Below are 17,064 nucleotides of genomic sequence, written 5' to 3' on the forward strand. Positions count from 1 at the left end.
ATATATTACAATTATAGCATATACTTACCATTTATTTTCTTTTGTTAGCAGGATAATTGTTCAACTTATCGAATAATTACATATTCAAAAATAAGGGGGAAAGTATAATGAATCCACGTCATGAGGTGTTGTTGACTCAATTGGAAAGCTATCGAAGTGAGTTATTGGGAGTCTTAAAGGGTATATCGGAAGAACAAGCGGAAATCATACCTGACGGATTTAAAAATAATATTCGATGGAATGTTGGACATATTTATCTAGATCAGTATCTATGGATCCAAGCGGTTACGAATGAAAAAACAGGTGTGCCAGAGCAATTTCAATCATGGTTTGGATATGGATCAAGTCCTGATAGTTTTGAAAAGGACACTCCTTCTTTCCAAGAGTTAAAGCAGTTACTAAGTGAACAACCTGTAAAGATTAAAGAAATGTATGGAGAAAGATTAGAGGAAGAATTTCCGCCAACTGAGATGGGAATGCATACGATTGAACAAGTACTCATTCGTACAATTTTCCACGAAGGCTTACATATGCAAGCCATTTTAGATATTAAGAAGTTTCTCTAAAACATGTATAGACCGCAACTTTCCCGAAGAAATGTATGCGGTCTATGTTTACATTTTTCCATTTAAAAACCCATTAGTGGTACATTGCCATCACTTTCTCTATATCCCCAATCAATTGGTTGCTTTCCTCTTTTGAAAGTCGTAGTGGCATTTGATCATAGAGAGTAATGATTTGTCCGTCCTCATTATCCCGATGCAAGTGTAAGTATTGATAAATATTGTTTATTTGCGATTCATTAAGAACCGATTGTGTATCAAAGCTTTTCACTCTCTGTAAAGTGAATTCATTTACAGAGGAATCAAAGATACCGTCGATAATGGCGCCATTCAAAAACATATCTTCACTCCTCAAAGTTAGATATGTTAGTTTACCCTGAACATAACACTTGTATTTTTATAAATTTCGATACCATTTAGCTGCTGCTTCGACTTCATCTGCAGTAAGTTGGTGCCCTCGGTTCTCCCAATGAAGCTCGACTGTTGCATTCGCACCTTCTAATAGCTTTTGTAGCTCTGTTGATTCTTCCGGCGAGCAAATAGGATCATTTGTCCCAGCACCAATAAACACCGATGTTCCTTCCAAATTAGGAAGCTCGATTCCTCTCAGAGGGACCATTGGATGGTGTAAAACGGCAGCTTTCAGGGCATTTTCATAATGGAATAACAGACTTGCCGCAATGTTGGCACCATTTGAATATCCAACCGCTACGATGTTGTTTCGGTCAAATTCGTATTTTGCTGCCGCTTCATCTAGGAACTCATTTAACTCTTTTGTACGGAAAATTAAATCTTCGATATCAAATACCCCTTCAGCTAAACGCCTAAAGAATCGAGGCATGCCGTTCTCTAAAATATTTCCTCTCACACTTAACACACCTGCAGAATCGTCAATCATACCAGCTATAGGTAGTAAATCTAATTCATTTCCACCTGTACCGTGTAGCAATAACAAAGTTGGTTTTTGTAGGTCTTTTCCCTTTTGATAAATATGTTTCATCGTTTTTCTCCTTTCAACACTCGTACCTCAACTGGTGGCAACGTATTTTCTAATTCTTCTCTTTTTGACTCTAACCAAGATGGTAACATTAAATTCTTACCAAGGTCTATTTGGGGTTCATCAACAGTAAAGCCTGGTGGGTCAGTAGCTATTTCAAAAAGAATGCCACCCTCTTCATGAAAGTATAGCGCTTGAAAGTAATTTCTATCAAGAATGTCAGTTGGATAATAATCTTTTTCCACTAATCGTTCTCGCCACTTCTGGTGCTCGTTTTCATCTTTAGCTCTCCACGCAAGATGATGGACGGTTCCTGCACCCATCAATCCTCGAACAGACGGAGATAGTTTAATATCAATTGTGTTTCCTAGCTCCCCTTCTGACTGAAACCGTAAAAAGTTTTCTTCTTGCCCGACGCATGTAAGTCCGAGAACATTTTCTAACACATCTGCCGTCTTATGGGGTTTTGCGGACAATAGACTAGCTCCTGCAAATCCTCTTATCGCAACCTCTGGACCAACACCGTTCACATTCCACTCATTTACGGGACCGTTTGGTCGTTGTACCAATTCAATCTCCAATCCATCAGGATCTTGAAAGCTCAAATACGTTTCGTTAAATCGTTTCGTTTTTACAAACCGAACTCCAAACGATTGTAATCGATCCTCCCAAAAGGAGAAAGAGTTCTCTGGAACAGTATAACTGGTGACTCCAACCTGCCCGGTTCCAATTCTCCCTTTTAACTGATGGGCCCAAGGAAAAAAAGTAATCACCGTTCCAGGTTGTCCGGAGTCATTTCCAAAATAGAGATGATACACTTCCGGACGATCAAAATTAATCGTTTTTTTCACAAGCCTTAAACCTAAAACTCCTGCGTAAAAATCTATATTACGCTGAGCATCATTTACCATGGCTGTAATGTGATGGATGCCTACAGTTTTTAACATGTTTTCCCCACCCACTTTTATTTTGGTCTTTCAATCGAAAAGATGTCACCTATTTTGGCATAATTGATTCCGGCTAACCGACTTACGGCTCCCAAGCCTCTTGGATCAATCTTTCCCTCGTGATAAATGGCTGAATCAATGTGGAAGTGAACAATTTTTCCAATGATTAAATCACAGCCAGGTGTATCTCCTCCACCTAATTCAAGTGACTGCTCTAAGGTACACTCAAAGCGGATTTTCGCCTCATTAATTCCAGGTACAGCAACTTTCACACTGTTCACTGGAGTTAATTGAGCTAGTTCAATTTCACTTTTATCCGGTGGAAGAGTTGCTGCCGTTTCGTTTATTTTCATTACATTATCTTCATCAACGATATGAATAACAAATTCCTTTGAATGAAGTATGTTTCTAGCTGTATCCTTTTGTTTCCCACCTGATCTCTGTATCGATAAGGAGATCATCGGAGGATTCGAGGATACAATATTAAAGTAGCTGAAAGGAGCACCGTTTAGTACCCTTTCATCCGATAATGAGGTAACAAATGCAATCGGTCTTGGGATAATACTACCAATTAAGAGCTTGTAATTTTCTCTTTCGGTCAATGTTGACGGATCAATGGAAAGCATGTAATCAATCCCCTCGTCTTAATCTAGCTCTCTAACTTCAAACGGAAGCAGACCTTGTTCTATTTGAATTCGATGTGGTTCATATTGGCTTGGCAACATAAGCTTTTCTCCCATCGTTTCTACAGACTCATCATGAGCAAATCCTGGAGGATCTGTTGCAATTTCAAATAAAATCTCTCCATGCTCTCTAAAGTATATGGCATTAAAGTAATTTCGATCTTGCACAGGAGTTACTCCATATCCATTATCTTCCACGTGTTTTTTCCAGTCCAGTTGATCGGCATCATCCGCAGCTCTCCACGCGATATGGTGAACCGTCCCCACTCCCATTTGTCCACGCCCAATCGGTGTTCGTTATAACTCAATAATGTTTCCGATGTCTGCCGTAGACTGGAAACGAACCATATCACCTTCCTCACTTACTTTTTCAAGCCCCATTACTTTCTCTAACAGGTCTGCTGTATTGTTCGGTTGAGTCGATAATAGTGTTGCTCCACCAAATCCTTTAATCGCATATTCAGCTGTAATTTCTCCGAATTCCCACTGGTTCGCTTCCCCTTCTTCTCTTTCAACGATCTCAAGATGTAATCCATGCGGATCATCAAATTCAAGATAATTTTCCCCAAAGCGCTCGATCTTGGTAAATGGGATATTAAACTTCTCTAATCTTTCTTCCCAAAATGTTATCGCTCCTTTAGGAACTACATACGAAGTAACACCTACTTGACCGTCACCAATAACCCCCTGACGAGCACCAGCCCACGGAAAAAAGGTAATAATGGTTCCTGGTTTTCCACCTTTATCTCCAAAATAGAGATGATACGTTCCCGGATCATCAAAGTTCACCGTTTGTTTAACTAAACGAAGCCCTAACACACCCGAATAAAAATCCACATTTTCCTGAGGATGACCGACAATAGCTGTAATATGATGAATTCCCATACTTTTTTTGACCATTAAAAACCACTCCCATTTTTTAAAAGTTATACCATTTATATCTCGAAACTGAGATATATATTAATATTACCTTGAAATTAAATATCTTGATTTAAAGATATTATAAAATAGATGATTTTATAAGTCAAGAGCTTGAAATAACATAGAAGCCAAAGATGTATCGAACAAAAGTCTAAACAACTTTGGCTATTTTGCAATTTTAAACGGAACTTCAAACTGCACAATTAAGAAAATAATAATAACCATAGAAATGATATATGCTGGGAGTGGTTTATAGTGATGTAAAGCAATAACCGAAAACATCACAAGGTCAAATAGAAATGAATACATTAAGGACCACCCATTTTGATACGATATTCGGCCAAACATGTGTAAAATCCATTCAACTGAAATATAAATTGCTGACCAAATAAATATGTAAAAGACCCGTTGTAACCATTTCTTAGGAAAGTGGGAGAGAAATAAAAAGATACTTAAGGGCATCGTGTTTATTGCATAAATAATGACAACCAATTCATGACCATAGAGAAAATCAGGATGAAATTTCCACAATGTATTCTCTTGTACAATATATTCATACAGCAAACCACCTGTGGAAATAAATAGCATACTGGGATGATATTCGCGCCAGTTTTTCCCTTTTCCCCACTTTATCGCTGCAAAGATCGTTAGTATCGCAATAGTAACGTGCATACCTACTATCCTCTCAAGTGTTTGTTCACAGTTTAACCTAAAGAAACGTCTTTAATGTATAGATTTATAAAAGACTCCTTAACAGAATAGGAAGGAAAAATTCAGGAATAATATATGAAGAAACATCGCATAAGGGGGCCAAAATAAATGAATGAAAATAAAAATCAACAAAACTTATCGGTAACCAATGACAACCAAGAATTACAAAATAAAAAGGATATGAACTCAGATCAAAACATCTCCGCTCAAAAAGATGGTTTCAGATATGATTACGATGATTCTTCAGATGTGTAAAGGTATAATTAATTGTTAATTATAAAAAGGACGTTAGACCATAAGTCAACGTCCTTTTCTTGATGCTAAGAAACTCATTTTTTAAGATTAATGGGAAGGAAAGAAAATCATTTGCAAAATAAAGATCGCTCCAAAAACATACAAAATAGGATGAACTTCTTTACCTTTGCCACTTACCAATTTCATTAATGGGTACGTAATAAATCCAATGGATATTCCCGTCGCTATACTTGCTGTTAATGGCATCGTGAGAATGATAGCAAACGCAGGAAAAGCTTCATCAAAAGTCTTCCAGTTGATTTTTGATAACCCCTCCATCATATAACAGCCAACGATAATTAATGTAGGAGCTGTTATCGCAGGTAATGATGAAATAGCTGAGACGATTGGTGAAAAGAATAATGCCAAGAAAAACAGAATAGCTACTACGATTGAAGTCAAACCAGAACGACCACCAGCAGCCACTCCAGTTGATGATTCAATATACGCACTTGATGGACTAGTTCCTAACGTTGACCCTACAGTTGTTGCTACAGCATCTGCCATCAGTGCAGATTTTACTTTTGGTAGATTTCCATTTTTCATCAGTCCAGCTTGTTCTGCTACCCCAATCATCGTTCCAGTTGTATCAAAAATCGTAACGAGTAAAAAGGCAAAAACAACCGTGTACAATCCGTTGGTGAAAACACCCAAGATATCAATGTCAAAAAAGACAATTGGTGGTGGAGTGGCAACCACTCCATCAAATTTTAAGTCACCTGTAAAGTAACCAATTACAGCTGTTACAAGCATTCCAATAAACAATGCACCATTTACTTTACGTGCAATCAGAATAAGAGTTACGAACAATCCGACGATAGATAAAATCGTTACCGGTTGATGAAGATCCCCAAAAGCTACTAAATTACCTGGATTCGCAACGACAATTCCCGCCATTTTTAATCCAATAAAAGCGATAAAAAGGCCAATTCCTGATGTAATCCCATATTTTAAAGAATCTGGAATGGAATGTATTAATGTTTCTCGCAACTTCGTAAAAGATAATAATAGAAATAACACACCTGCTAAAAACACAGTTCCAAAAACAACTTGATAACTGATTCCATGAACAGCTACTACACTTGTAAAATAAGCATTCATCCCCATCCCTGGAGCAATAGCGATTGGATATTTAGCCAATAAAGCCATGATCAACGTACCGATAACGGCTGAGGCAATCGTCGCCACAAACACTTGATTAAAAGGTACTCCTGCCGCTGAAAGAATCGCAGGGTTTACAAAAATGATATATACCATCGTTAAAAAAGTAGTGATTCCAGCGAGAATCTCTGTTTTTACATTTGTTCCTAATTCCTTTAAATGAAAAAAGCGTTCCATAAATCCTCCTAAGAAATAAAAATTCCTAACTATAAATGGGTAGACTTGTCCTACCCATTCGTAGTTAGGAATTAACGGTTCCTAGTAGAGACTCTTAGACCATATTTCTAAGAATATACGAATGAAATATCACAACAAAATGTATTATATACGAACTTTTAACATTCGTAAACATTTATTGTTCGTATTTTACTCGTATTTCATAAACTTTTCTTTTAAACTTTCTCAAAAAAAAGAGAAAGTTCACACTTCCTCCTAAAACCACTTCAACTTCAAGACATCCTTAAAGAATTCTTCAATGCTGGTTGTTTGTCTATTGTTATAGCTCTTCCTAACGGTTTCTAACAACCATGTTGGAATGGATTTTCCATCTATTATACGGTAATACTCCTCGTATCCTCTTTTTAAATGCTCCCAGCGACCGTCATCTCCAGGTAATAAATATTCAGAGACATCGATGATTTTCACATTGTCACCTTGCAATAGTATATTTTTCAGATGAATATCACGAGGATTCAAACCCTTCTTTCTTGCGTAAGCTCTTGCTTTATCCACCTCTTGAATCACCTGTGATGGAATATGAATTCCTTGCTGGAGACAATTATAAAGGGTAATGCCGGACTCATAACTTACGACTAGATACCGGTCTTTGGCTTCATAGAAAGTCGAAAAATAAGGAAAAGTTCCAAGTTTTTCATACACCTTTGCTTCCATCTGAACTTTTTCTAATTTATCATCAGCAAACAGTTTATATGCGTAGGCTGGCCCATGAATATATTGAAAAACAGCTGCATCCGTACCAATACCAATACACTTCAATTCTTTTACATTCCCATGAATCGAAACGGGTTGATTATTTGAATTCGAAGAAATAGTTATATGGGACAGGAGCTTATCAACAATTTCAAATTCTTTTTCCATATACAGCCACCTATCTATCTTGAAATCTACTTAGTTAGGGTATCACAATCATTCAAGTTAATAAAATATTATGACCTGTCATATAATGGACAACCCATTAATAGGTATTTATTATCCTGGAGGTGGTTGGAGTGAACGAAAATAAAAAGTTAGCCATTGAGCTTCCAAAAGCATTAATTCAAAATAGCCATGTGCAGCCAAGATTCAGTCACACACGAAACAATGACATCGGTGATGAACACTCGATTGAATATTTCATTGGAGATTCTCGTTATTCATTTACTGACATTGTCTCCCATTATTTAGACAATATCGAACGCATTAAAAAGTGGAGCTAAAAAATACTTGCCGAGCGAATTCAAAATTTAAGTGGTGTACCAGCTGATAGTGAAGGAATAACGGGAGCCATGCAAGGTTATTTGCATCGAATGATGCTCTCAGAGGACCCTAAAGACATCCTTGAGGATGCCTTAAAAGGTGTAGATGATTACGGTGTACACTATTCAGAAGAACTTGTAAGAGGAGATTTAGATTCTGAAAGCAGACAAATCGTTGAAGAAGTCATCGATACCAACCGAAGGCATGCTGACTTTTTAAGACAATTACTTCAACATTAGACCATCTCAGTCGGGAGTTGGTCTTTTAGTTTTAGGTGAACTCCAATTTTCTACGAACTTCACTTCTTTCGTCATCCAACCTTTACCATATTTGGTAGAGGTTTTTTATTTTTAAGGAGGAGAAAAACGATCTAAATCCAACCATCACCTACTAATATAAACTTTATAATAGAGGAGAAGAAAGTTTAGTTGGACAGTGATTCACACAGGAGTATTTTTATTTTACTAACGCTATTTATTACAATAAAACTTTATGTACTTTCAATATTGACCTTGGAAACATATTCGCCACCTAGATTTATTGCTTTACAATCTAATACTGAAAATATAAATACTCAAATAATTAGTTTATCCATAAAATGGAGGGTATCAATTGTTTAATATATTTACTACTCTACTAAAAGCCGGTGCACCTACTGTTGACCTTAAAATTAATCAGACATCTGCTCAAATCGGTGAGACAATAACTGGTTGTTTTAATCTTCATGGGGGACGTAAAACTCAAAAGGTTAAGAGGCTTGAATGTAGTTTAGTTAAAACGTACGATGATGGAAGCTTCGATACGGTTGAAGAAGTGACAACGATTTTAATGTCAGAGCAATTAAGTGAAAATGAAACGCTTAAATTCCCTTTCACTTTTGTGATAACTGATAAATTCCAACCAACCACTAGCAATATTACCTATCGATTCCATACAAATCTTGTCTACTCAGATAACCTGACAAGTAAAGATCATGATGAATTGGTTATTCTTACTAAAAGTAGCAGTTGATTAATATTGGGGAGGCAATTGCCTCCCTACGTATTTTTTCTACCTTTTGCAGAATTTTCTTTTGCATGCGCTTCGTGTTCAGCAACGATAGCTTCAGCAGGAATATGATTATTTTTTTTCGGACGATTCGCTTGTGCACGATGTTTTTTTCCCATATTGGTCCCTCCATGCTACTTTAATTTTTATTAAGCATGTGCTCAAATAGGATTGGATATCCTACACCATATCTTCCCTCAATAAAACTAAAGCATTCATTTAAATTTGATAGGAAAATCATGCTAAACTGTCCATTCCAATAACACCCCGGCGTGAGTTAATCCTCCACCGAATCCGTACAACAAAATTTTATCCCCACGTTTTATTTTCCCCTCCGTTACCCCTTTATCCAATGCAAGTGGAATCGTTGCTGCAGAGGTATTCCCGTATTCCACTAAGCTTTTTAGTGTTTTTTCTATCGGAAATTGGCTTCTTTCACAAATGGACTCAATGATTCTAAGATTCGCACTGTGTGGTACAAACCAATCAACTTCTTGTAAGCTTATTTGTGTCTTTTCTAATACCGACAACATCCCTTTTGGAACCGTATTAACAGCCCATTTATATACTTCTCGCCCATTTTGTGTAATGTTTCCTGTTGTCGTTAGGCTTTCTCCGTTTATACTCTCAGATAAATCTGTACAGTATAAGTTCTTCCCTAATTCCCCTTGTGAACCTAAATGAGAGGAGAGGAAACTAGGGTACTGTTCATTATATTCCACAAGAACCGCTCCCCCACCATCACCAAATAAAACGCAAGTGGTTCTATCAGTAAAATCAGTTATCTTTGACATCGTTTCTGCACCAATAACCAACACCTTTTTATTCAAACCAGCAGTAACTAAACCATTGGCAACGTGTAAACCATAGGTAAACCCTGCGCATGCTGCATTCAGATCAATTGCTCCGGTATGAGGAATTCCTAGCTGAGCTTGGACTAATGCAGCGACACTTGGAGTTTTGAAATCTGGAGTCATGGTACATACAATGATCATATCTACATCATGTACAGACTTGTTATTTTTTTCGATTAAATTTTCTACCGCTTTTACACAAATATCACTTGTAAACTCTTGTTCGCTTGCCATTCTTCTTTCCTTTATACCCGTTCGTTTGATGATCCATTCATCGTTAGTGTCAACCATCCGTTCTAGATCTTCATTCGTTAGTATTTTCTCTGGTACATATGAACCTACGGCAGTGATTTGTGCTCTCGAATTGTTCATTCCTTCACCTCATAAACAGATTTATATCCATTATAACTAACTATTAGTATCTGGTGCTAACAATATGTAGTTTTAGAGAACTTTTTTCATCACCTTTTCTCGATTAGTAAAAGTGGATTTTCCCGCAAGAAAAGGGTATTCTAGAACAATCGAACTTTTATTTAATATTTGTTGAAGGGGATTTATTATGATTGCAAAAACAGAAGAAGATTTTAATGGATTGAAGGAAATCGGGAGAATCGTTTCCTTGATTCGTGAGGAATTGGTAAAAAAGACGGTTTCAGGGATTACTACACAAGAACTTGATGATATGGCTGGTATTCTTTTTGAAGAGCACGGAGCTATTTCTGCACCTAAGGGTGAATATAACTTTCCTGGTTATACTTGCATAAGTGTGAATGAAGAAGTGGCACATGGTATTCCCGGAAAACGTGTGATACAAGAAGGAGATATTGTTAACATTGATGTGTCCGGCTCTAAAAATGGCTATTTCGCCGATACGGGTATTTCCTTTGTTGTTGGTGAGGGAGACCCTATTCTTACGAAGATTTGTGAAACAGCAAAAGAAGCATTCGAAATGGGCTTGAAGAAAGCAAAACCTGGCTCAAAGAAAAGTGGACTCGGAAAAGCAGTAATGTCTGTAGCCAGAAAGAATGGATTAACAGTTATTAAAAATCTAACTGGTCATGGTATCGGACGGAGAATTCATGAAGCCCCAGATCATATTTATAATTACAATGAGACCTGGGATGATGAACTATTAAAAGATGGTATGGTTATCGCTTTTGAACCATTCATCTCCACCCAAGAAGAGGAAGTGTTCCAAAACGAAGGAGATGACTGGACATACGTCACAGAAAAAAGTTTTGTTGCTCAATGTGAGCATACCATCATTCTTACTAAGAATGGACCGATCGTCATTACTCGATAATTTTATGTGTTTAATCACAGTTCAAAAAGGAGCTTGCTATATCCACAGCAAGCTCCCATTCGCTATTTATTGATCAATTTATTAATATCCTCTTTTGTAGGAAGGGCAGAAATCGCTCCCTTGCCTTCTGTCGTTAATGCTCCACTTGCATTCGCAAATGTAAGAAACTCCTCTGCTTTTGTCTCTAGCAGTTGTTCCAATTCTTCCATACTGGCGTTATTTTCTAAAAGCTTGTATAAAAAGCCTCCAATAAAAGCATCTCCAGCACCTGTTGTATCCTGAACATCTGCCTTAAACCCATGAGATTCATACTTTTTACCATTTACATAAAGTTCTGCACCGCTGGCTCCTTTTGTATAAATGATTGCTTTTACCTCTCCTTGAAATAGAGAAGTAAGGGCTTTTTGTTCGTCAGCTATTCCTGTTATGAATTCGAGCTCTTCATCCGAAATTTTGACGATATGTGCCTCTGGAATAAATGCCAGAATAGTATGTTTACAATCTTCTGCATCCTTCCATAGAGGAAGTCTAACATTCGGATCAAAGCTAACAAGGCCGCCTTTTGCTTTCATCGCTCGAATCGCTTTCGTATGCGCCTGCTTCATTGGGCTTTCAACTAAGTCAACCGAACAAAAGTGGAGAATATCTCCCTTATTAAACCACTCTTCATCAATTTCTGATTCATCTAAAAGTAAATCAGCTGATGGATTACGGTAAAAAGAAAAATCTCTCTCTCCATCTAGCCGAAGAGAAACAAAGGCAAGACCTGTATTGGCCTCTGTCGTCCGGCTAACTTTATCTGTCTCTACACCGGCTTCTTCCAACTTCTCTACTAAAAAATCACCAAACGCATCTACTCCAAGCTTAGTGATCATTGAAGAGGATCCACCATATTTGGCTACAGCTGCCGCTACGTTTGCCGGAGCCCCACCTGGTGCACGTTCAAAAGAGACTACATCTTTTAATGCTTTTCCTTTTTCCAAAGGGATAAAATCAATTAATACTTCTCCGATAGAAAATAACTTCCCCATTTCCCTACCTCTTTCTACTGATTTGTTTGTAATTCCCATTTTTTCGCCTGAAAAGAAACCTTCCCTCCTGTAGCAAAAAAGCGAATTCCCTGACTCTCTTGACTAGGAAAGATTCTACTTGTAAAAACTTCTTCTCCATCATTTACAAAAATCTCAACTGAAGACACATCAACAAACATCTGAAGCTTAATTTTCTTGCTGTCCAGCGCACATTTTCTCACTGTCCCATAAGACGTAGCAAAAGATATACCAGAATGTGTCCGGTCGAGGACTAGCTTCTTTTCTATCGTATCATAAGTAATGATCGTTTTTTCATTTTTTCCTGTTCGAAATTCAATCCCAAAGGTCTTAGCATCATGGTTTTGAAATTCAGTGGTTAGCTCGTAAGTAGTGCCGGTGAACCCAACGTAAGATTTACCTTCATCCTCTAGGGTATCTTCTATACCTTTTTCATTTTTTCTTAACTCTTGTAGTTCTTTTACTGGATTTTGAAGTAGTTTCCCGTTTTTTTCGGTTAACTCTCTTGGTAAGGATAGACAATGAGCCCAACCATCCGCATCCGTTGGATAGTCGATTTCTGGAAGACCCACCCATCCAACTAAGATCCGTCTCCCTTTATGATCCTCCATCGTTTGTGGTGCGTAGAAATCAAAGCCACGATCCAGTTCTTGAAACTTCCCGTGGGAAAATAAACCATTCTCCACATCAAGCGGATTCCCTATCAAGTATCCAGATTGATAGATATTTTGATACAAATCACCGTCTGGAGCAATTCCTTGTGGTGAAAAAACTAGAATGCCTCGATCTCCCAATTCAAAATAATCAGGGCATTCCCACATATAACCGAAGGGGGGAAGCTCTGTTTTCATTTCACCTTTAAAAGACCAACTCAATAAATCATTTGATTGATAAAGGACTATACACCCTGTTTCATTTGATCTTTGAGCCCCGATCACCATAAAAAACTGATCGTCTTTTTTCCATATTTTCGGATCACGAAAATGATCGGTATATCCTTCTGGCACCTCAGATATAACCGGAGGAAGCTTTGATATTTCCCCCTCTCGATTCATCACGGCTAAACATTGATAGGGATTCCTTCCCCAATCATTATCACGCGTGTTTCCCGTATAAAGTAAATACAGCTTCCCCTCATGTTCGATGGCACTCCCTGAGTATGCTCCATGACTATCAAAATAGTCACCTGGCTTGATCCCAATTCCAGCATCTTCCCAGTTCACCAAATCCTTTGATTTCACATGATACCAATATTTCAACCCGTGAACCGGTCCTAGAGGGAACCACTGATAAAATAAATGGTATTCTCCGTTAAAGTAGGAAAAACCGTTTGGATCGTTTAACAATCCTGTTTTCGGTTGTATATGGAAAGTTTGTCTCCATAAAGAATGATTCACTCTTCGTTCCAACTCAAATAATTCTTCCTGACTTACTTCTTCCAACCTTCGATATCTTCGTTCTCTTGTCCATTCCATGTTAGTATTCTCCTTATGCAAACAGAGGGGAATCAAAATTTGATTCTCCCTCCTCATTTTTAAATCTTTAAGCTGCTTTACGACCGTTTTTTTCTTTTTCTTTCATTTCCTCACGCTTTCCTAATACAAATGTCATAGCAAAGGCTACTGCAAAGGCAATTGCCATTCCGATAATATAAGAGATAATGGATCCAGGCTTAATAGAGATAATACCTGGAAGACCCGCCGCACCAAGAGCAACAGCTTTTACTTTAAATAGCGTCACAAACGCTGCTCCAACTGCTGACCCGATAATGGCACCGATAAATGGAAAACGCAGTTTTAAATTCACTCCAAACATAGCTGGCTCCGTAATACCCAGTAATGCTGAGATACCTGCTGCTGAAGCCACACCCTTTGTTTTGGCATTTTTCGTAATTAATAGGACTGCTAGTGTTGACGCACCTTGAGCAATATTTGACATGGCAGCAATAACGAAGATAAAAGAACCGCCTGTTTTAGCCATATCTGCTAGCAATTGCGTTTCTACTGCAATAAAACTGTGGTGCATACCTGTGATTACAATTGGCGCATAAAGTAGTCCAAAGATTGCTCCCCCGATAAAACCAGTCGTGTCATACAACCAAATTAAGCCGTCTGTTAGTAAGTTCCCTGCCGAACGTGTAATCGGTCCAACTGCTGTGAAAGTTAAAAGTCCTGTAACAAATATAGTTAATAATGGTGTTAATAAGTTATCTAATGCAGATGGAATGACTTTTCGTAAACCGTTTTCAATCTTTGCTAAAATAAACGATGCTGCAAGAACTGGTAAAACACTTCCTTGATAACCGACCTTTTCGATTTCTAATCCAAAAATATTCCAAACCGGAATCGTCCCATTTAACAAAGCATCTCCGTAACCATACCCATTCAATAAGTCTGGGTGCACCATCAGCATTCCAAGAGCTGCTCCTAAATACTGATTCCCACCAAAACGTTTGGTGGCTGAAAATCCAATTAAAATCGGTAAGAAAACAAAAGCAGCATTTGCAAAAGTGTTTATTAGTGCGGCTAAATCAGCGAGTTCAGGCTTTGCTTCCACAAGCGACTTTCCCGCAATAAATAAGTCTTGAGCCGTTAATAGATTGTTAATCCCCATTAATAAACCACCGGCTACAATCGCTGGAATAATAGGTACGAATATATCAGAAAGCATCTTTACAAAACGTTGAAGCGGATTCATTTTCTTTGATCCAGCATCCTTTACGTCGCTCGTAGACATTTCTTCTATATTTGTTAACCTAGTAAACTCTTTATATACTTCATTTACCGTTCCGGATCCAAGGATAATCTGATACTGACCTCCCGTTGAGAACGTTCCCTTTACTACATCCATTTCTTCAAGAACATTTGTATTTACTAAGCTTTCATCCTCTAAAACTAGTCGAAGTCTTGTCGCACAATGTGCAGCAGCTGACACATTTTCCTTGCCACCAATAGCTTTAAGGATTTCTTCAGCAATTAATGAATAATTCATTGGTATTTCCTCCTTATTATTCTATCGTGGAACCGATTCCAAACTTTGTTAAAAAATTATCCACCTGTGGAACCGGTTCCTTTTTTAAGTATTATATCACCGGTTCCTAGACTTGTTGGTTTGGAACCGGTTCCGATGAGTTGATTATAATTCATACTTTATGAAACTGTCAACGCTTCCACGAGAAATTAATTCAAAATTTGTGTAGGTAATTTTTTCTATTTGTTCCCCTTCAATTAATTTAAGCATTTTTTTCGCTGCTATTTTCCCCGCATGTTTAAATTCATATTTAACAGTCGTAAGGCTTGGATGAATGTACTCTGTAACCTCATATCCCCCAAACCCAGTAACAGATAAATCCTTTGGTATATTTAACCCCTTTATAAAGGCTGCTTTACAGGCACCAAGAGCAATATTATCTGTCGCACAAACGATAATCGATGGCTGAAAATCTTCAATAATTCGTGTGGCTTGATCAAGAGCCTCACCCATACCAAACCCTGTTTCATAATATTTGACTTCACACTCATCAATACCTGATACTGCATCTTTAAAGCCATCTCTCCGTTGCACACCAACAGAAATATCCTTCGGAGTTACACCTAAATATGCTATTTTTCTATGACCTTTCTCCAAAACATGTTTTCCCATTATTTTTGCTGCTTCGTAATCTTGATGAATAATACTATATACTTCATCATGCTGTTGACCTACTAGAAGAATCGGAATATCAATTTTTTCAAAAGCTTCTAGATGCTGATCAGTTATTTTAGTAGCTAACAAAATAATGCCTGCTACCTTTTGTCTTGCAAAGCTATAAAGACTCTCAATTTCTCTTTCTTCATCTTGACTTGTATTGGAAATGACCATTTGGCATCCAGCTTCTCTGAGTTGTTCGTCAATCCCAATGAGCGTTCTTGCAGAAGCAAAAGAATCTAATCGCGGAACAACCGTTCCAATAATACTCGTTCTCTTTGCTTTTAAGCTTTGAGCAAACGTATTCGGAACATACCCCGTCTCGTTTATCACTCTCTCTATTTTCAGTTTTGTCGCATCTCCAATCGACCCACCGTTCAAGTAACGTGAAACGGTACTTTTCGCCACACCAGCGATACGAGCAATATCTGCAATTGTTGTCATATTGTCACTCCGTTTTGAGTTCTTCTATGTAATCTTACCAAATCCAATAACAACAAAAAACCTAAAATAATCTTTCCTACTTTTTTCAAAATAATTCCCCCATAAATTAAAGAATAAAACCACTAGACACCATGCCTATATTGAACACGATATGAAAAATAATAGATGGGTAAAGGCTATTTGTTTTTAAAACTATCACTCCATAGAAAAATCCTCCTAATGAAAAGAAGAGACAAAGAATAAATGGAATGCCAATAATCAGATGCATTAGTCCAAATCCAATACTTGTAACAATCAGTGCATAAGAAGCCGAAACATATTTAACTAAGGATGATAATAAAATCCCCCTCCATATCCATTCTTCTAGTGTAGCGTTAATAAGAGAAAATAAAATACAAAAAACAATGAATGAATTACTTATAAGCAGATCTTTTTGTAAAACAAATGGGAGAAACGCTGCTCCAGAAGATACAACCACGACAACCAATAAATTGGAGAGCTTTATCGTGTGAAAGGGTAATTTAATCACTTGACTCCACCGAGGATGGTGATGGTAAAAAAAGAACTCCTTTTTACTTAATCGATGAAAAATGTATAAGCCCGTTACAATTATCAAAAGTAGACTACGGTTTAATATAATTCTTGTCTCTTTCTGAAAATCATATTGGCCAATCTCATTATTGATTAACTGGTAAATCATTAAACTAACAAGAAAACATATAAAAATGGAAGCTAAAAACCGGAAATTAGTATTCTTCATAACTATCAATAACAGCAATAATACTGTTCCAGCCCAAAGCCACATTCCATACGAGATAACAATAATTCCTATTAGAAATAAAACTGCCATTACATTGGTTTTTTGATTTAATAGAAATGTCATAATTACTCCTTTGGGTTAATTGATTCACTTTCTATCATACCATT

The 17,064-nt window shown here is 37.4% G+C and carries 20 protein-coding genes, 1 pseudogene and 1 riboswitch; of the genes and pseudogenes, 6 read left to right on the forward strand and 15 right to left on the reverse strand.

Annotated elements, in window-relative coordinates; all coding sequences use genetic code 11:
• Positions 1-107 precede the first annotated feature (107 nt).
• Positions 108-566 carry a DinB family protein gene (locus MKX65_RS12920; RefSeq protein ID WP_340903903.1) on the forward strand — a complete coding sequence of 153 codons (459 nt, stop codon included), beginning with the start codon at positions 108-110 and terminating at the stop codon, positions 564-566.
• Positions 567-639: 73 nt separating this feature from the next.
• Here MKX65_RS12920 and MKX65_RS12925 read toward each other — a convergent pair whose 3' ends face one another.
• The 6 genes and pseudogenes from MKX65_RS12925 to MKX65_RS12950 all read right to left on the reverse strand — a co-directional run bounded on the left by MKX65_RS12925 (position 640) and on the right by MKX65_RS12950 (position 4,783).
• Positions 640-903 (reverse strand): hypothetical protein, encoded by a 264-nt coding sequence (locus tag MKX65_RS12925; protein ID WP_160546780.1) that lies wholly within the window; start codon positions 901-903, stop codon positions 640-642.
• A gap of 57 nt (positions 904-960) precedes the next feature.
• Entirely contained in the window at positions 961-1,563 is a 603-nt protein-coding gene (locus MKX65_RS12930) for an alpha/beta hydrolase (RefSeq protein WP_160546781.1), read from the reverse strand.
• Positions 1,560-2,507 carry a ring-cleaving dioxygenase gene (locus MKX65_RS12935; RefSeq protein WP_340903904.1) on the reverse strand — a complete coding sequence of 316 codons (948 nt, stop codon included), beginning with the start codon at positions 2,505-2,507 and terminating at the stop codon, positions 1,560-1,562. Before MKX65_RS12935 ends, MKX65_RS12930 begins: the two co-directional genes overlap by 4 nt.
• Before the next feature lie 17 nt (positions 2,508-2,524).
• Positions 2,525-3,133: a flavin reductase family protein gene (locus tag MKX65_RS12940; protein WP_340903905.1), complete on the reverse strand. Its 609-nt coding sequence runs from the start codon at positions 3,131-3,133 to the stop codon at positions 2,525-2,527.
• Positions 3,134-3,151: 18 nt separating this feature from the next.
• Positions 3,152-4,090: pseudogene (locus tag MKX65_RS12945) on the reverse strand (ring-cleaving dioxygenase).
• 186 nt (positions 4,091-4,276) lie between these two features.
• Entirely contained in the window at positions 4,277-4,783 is a 507-nt protein-coding gene (locus MKX65_RS12950; protein ID WP_340903907.1) for a CBO0543 family protein, read from the reverse strand.
• A 147-nt stretch (positions 4,784-4,930) separates the two neighbouring features.
• Between MKX65_RS12950 and MKX65_RS12955 the strand changes: the two genes are divergently transcribed.
• The gene (locus MKX65_RS12955; protein WP_340903908.1) at positions 4,931-5,077 is read left to right on the forward strand and encodes a hypothetical protein; all 147 of its coding nucleotides are present in this window, start codon (positions 4,931-4,933) and stop codon (positions 5,075-5,077) included.
• A gap of 87 nt (positions 5,078-5,164) precedes the next feature.
• Here MKX65_RS12955 and MKX65_RS12960 read toward each other — a convergent pair whose 3' ends face one another.
• Entirely contained in the window at positions 5,165-6,454 is a 1,290-nt protein-coding gene (locus MKX65_RS12960) for an NCS2 family permease (protein ID WP_340903909.1), read from the reverse strand.
• Positions 6,455-6,495: 41 nt separating this feature from the next.
• A riboswitch (purine riboswitch) is annotated at positions 6,496-6,595 on the reverse strand.
• Between the two features lie 114 nt (positions 6,596-6,709).
• Positions 6,710-7,375: a serine/threonine protein kinase gene (locus MKX65_RS12965; protein ID WP_340903911.1), complete on the reverse strand. Its 666-nt coding sequence runs from the start codon at positions 7,373-7,375 to the stop codon at positions 6,710-6,712.
• A 131-nt stretch (positions 7,376-7,506) separates the two neighbouring features.
• Between MKX65_RS12965 and MKX65_RS12970 the strand changes: the two genes are divergently transcribed.
• From MKX65_RS12970 to MKX65_RS12980, 3 genes are all read left to right on the forward strand, one after another.
• Entirely contained in the window at positions 7,507-7,713 is a 207-nt protein-coding gene (locus MKX65_RS12970; RefSeq protein WP_340903913.1) for a hypothetical protein, read from the forward strand.
• A 69-nt stretch (positions 7,714-7,782) separates the two neighbouring features.
• Entirely contained in the window at positions 7,783-7,992 is a 210-nt protein-coding gene (locus MKX65_RS12975) for a hypothetical protein (RefSeq protein WP_340903914.1), read from the forward strand.
• 373 nt (positions 7,993-8,365) lie between these two features.
• On the forward strand, positions 8,366-8,764 hold the full coding sequence (locus MKX65_RS12980) for a sporulation protein (RefSeq protein ID WP_160546796.1): 399 nt from the start codon (positions 8,366-8,368) through the stop codon (positions 8,762-8,764).
• Positions 8,765-8,790: 26 nt separating this feature from the next.
• On the opposite strand, the gene MKX65_RS12985 is transcribed toward MKX65_RS12980, so the two are convergent.
• Entirely contained in the window at positions 8,791-8,919 is a 129-nt protein-coding gene (locus tag MKX65_RS12985; protein ID WP_276131208.1) for a hypothetical protein, read from the reverse strand.
• A gap of 123 nt (positions 8,920-9,042) precedes the next feature.
• Positions 9,043-10,026, reverse strand: coding sequence for a ketoacyl-ACP synthase III (locus tag MKX65_RS12990; protein WP_340903917.1), 984 nt, complete (start codon positions 10,024-10,026; stop codon positions 9,043-9,045).
• A 187-nt stretch (positions 10,027-10,213) separates the two neighbouring features.
• On the opposite strand from MKX65_RS12990, the gene map reads away from it, so the two are divergent.
• Positions 10,214-10,957: a type I methionyl aminopeptidase gene (gene map / locus MKX65_RS12995; RefSeq protein ID WP_340903919.1), complete on the forward strand. Its 744-nt coding sequence runs from the start codon at positions 10,214-10,216 to the stop codon at positions 10,955-10,957.
• Between the two features lie 62 nt (positions 10,958-11,019).
• On the opposite strand, the gene MKX65_RS13000 is transcribed toward map, so the two are convergent.
• The 5 genes from MKX65_RS13000 to MKX65_RS13020 all read right to left on the reverse strand — a co-directional run bounded on the left by MKX65_RS13000 (position 11,020) and on the right by MKX65_RS13020 (position 17,020).
• The gene (locus MKX65_RS13000; protein ID WP_340903921.1) at positions 11,020-11,988 is read right to left on the reverse strand and encodes a carbohydrate kinase family protein; all 969 of its coding nucleotides are present in this window, start codon (positions 11,986-11,988) and stop codon (positions 11,020-11,022) included.
• Between the two features lie 14 nt (positions 11,989-12,002).
• Complete coding sequence (locus tag MKX65_RS13005; protein WP_340903923.1) at positions 12,003-13,481, reverse strand: glycoside hydrolase family 32 protein; 1,479 nt, start codon at positions 13,479-13,481, stop codon at positions 12,003-12,005.
• Positions 13,482-13,548: 67 nt separating this feature from the next.
• Entirely contained in the window at positions 13,549-14,997 is a 1,449-nt protein-coding gene (locus MKX65_RS13010; protein WP_160546804.1) for a sucrose-specific PTS transporter subunit IIBC, read from the reverse strand.
• Positions 14,998-15,141: 144 nt separating this feature from the next.
• Complete coding sequence (locus MKX65_RS13015; RefSeq protein ID WP_160546805.1) at positions 15,142-16,137, reverse strand: substrate-binding domain-containing protein; 996 nt, start codon at positions 16,135-16,137, stop codon at positions 15,142-15,144.
• 106 nt (positions 16,138-16,243) lie between these two features.
• The gene (locus tag MKX65_RS13020; RefSeq protein ID WP_340903925.1) at positions 16,244-17,020 is read right to left on the reverse strand and encodes a CPBP family intramembrane glutamic endopeptidase; all 777 of its coding nucleotides are present in this window, start codon (positions 17,018-17,020) and stop codon (positions 16,244-16,246) included.
• Positions 17,021-17,064 lie beyond the last annotated feature (44 nt).

Origin of the sequence: Robertmurraya sp. FSL R5-0851 (genome assembly GCF_038002965.1) — a bacterium.
Taxonomy (GTDB): domain Bacteria; phylum Bacillota; class Bacilli; order Bacillales; family Cytobacillaceae; genus Robertmurraya_A; species Robertmurraya_A beringensis.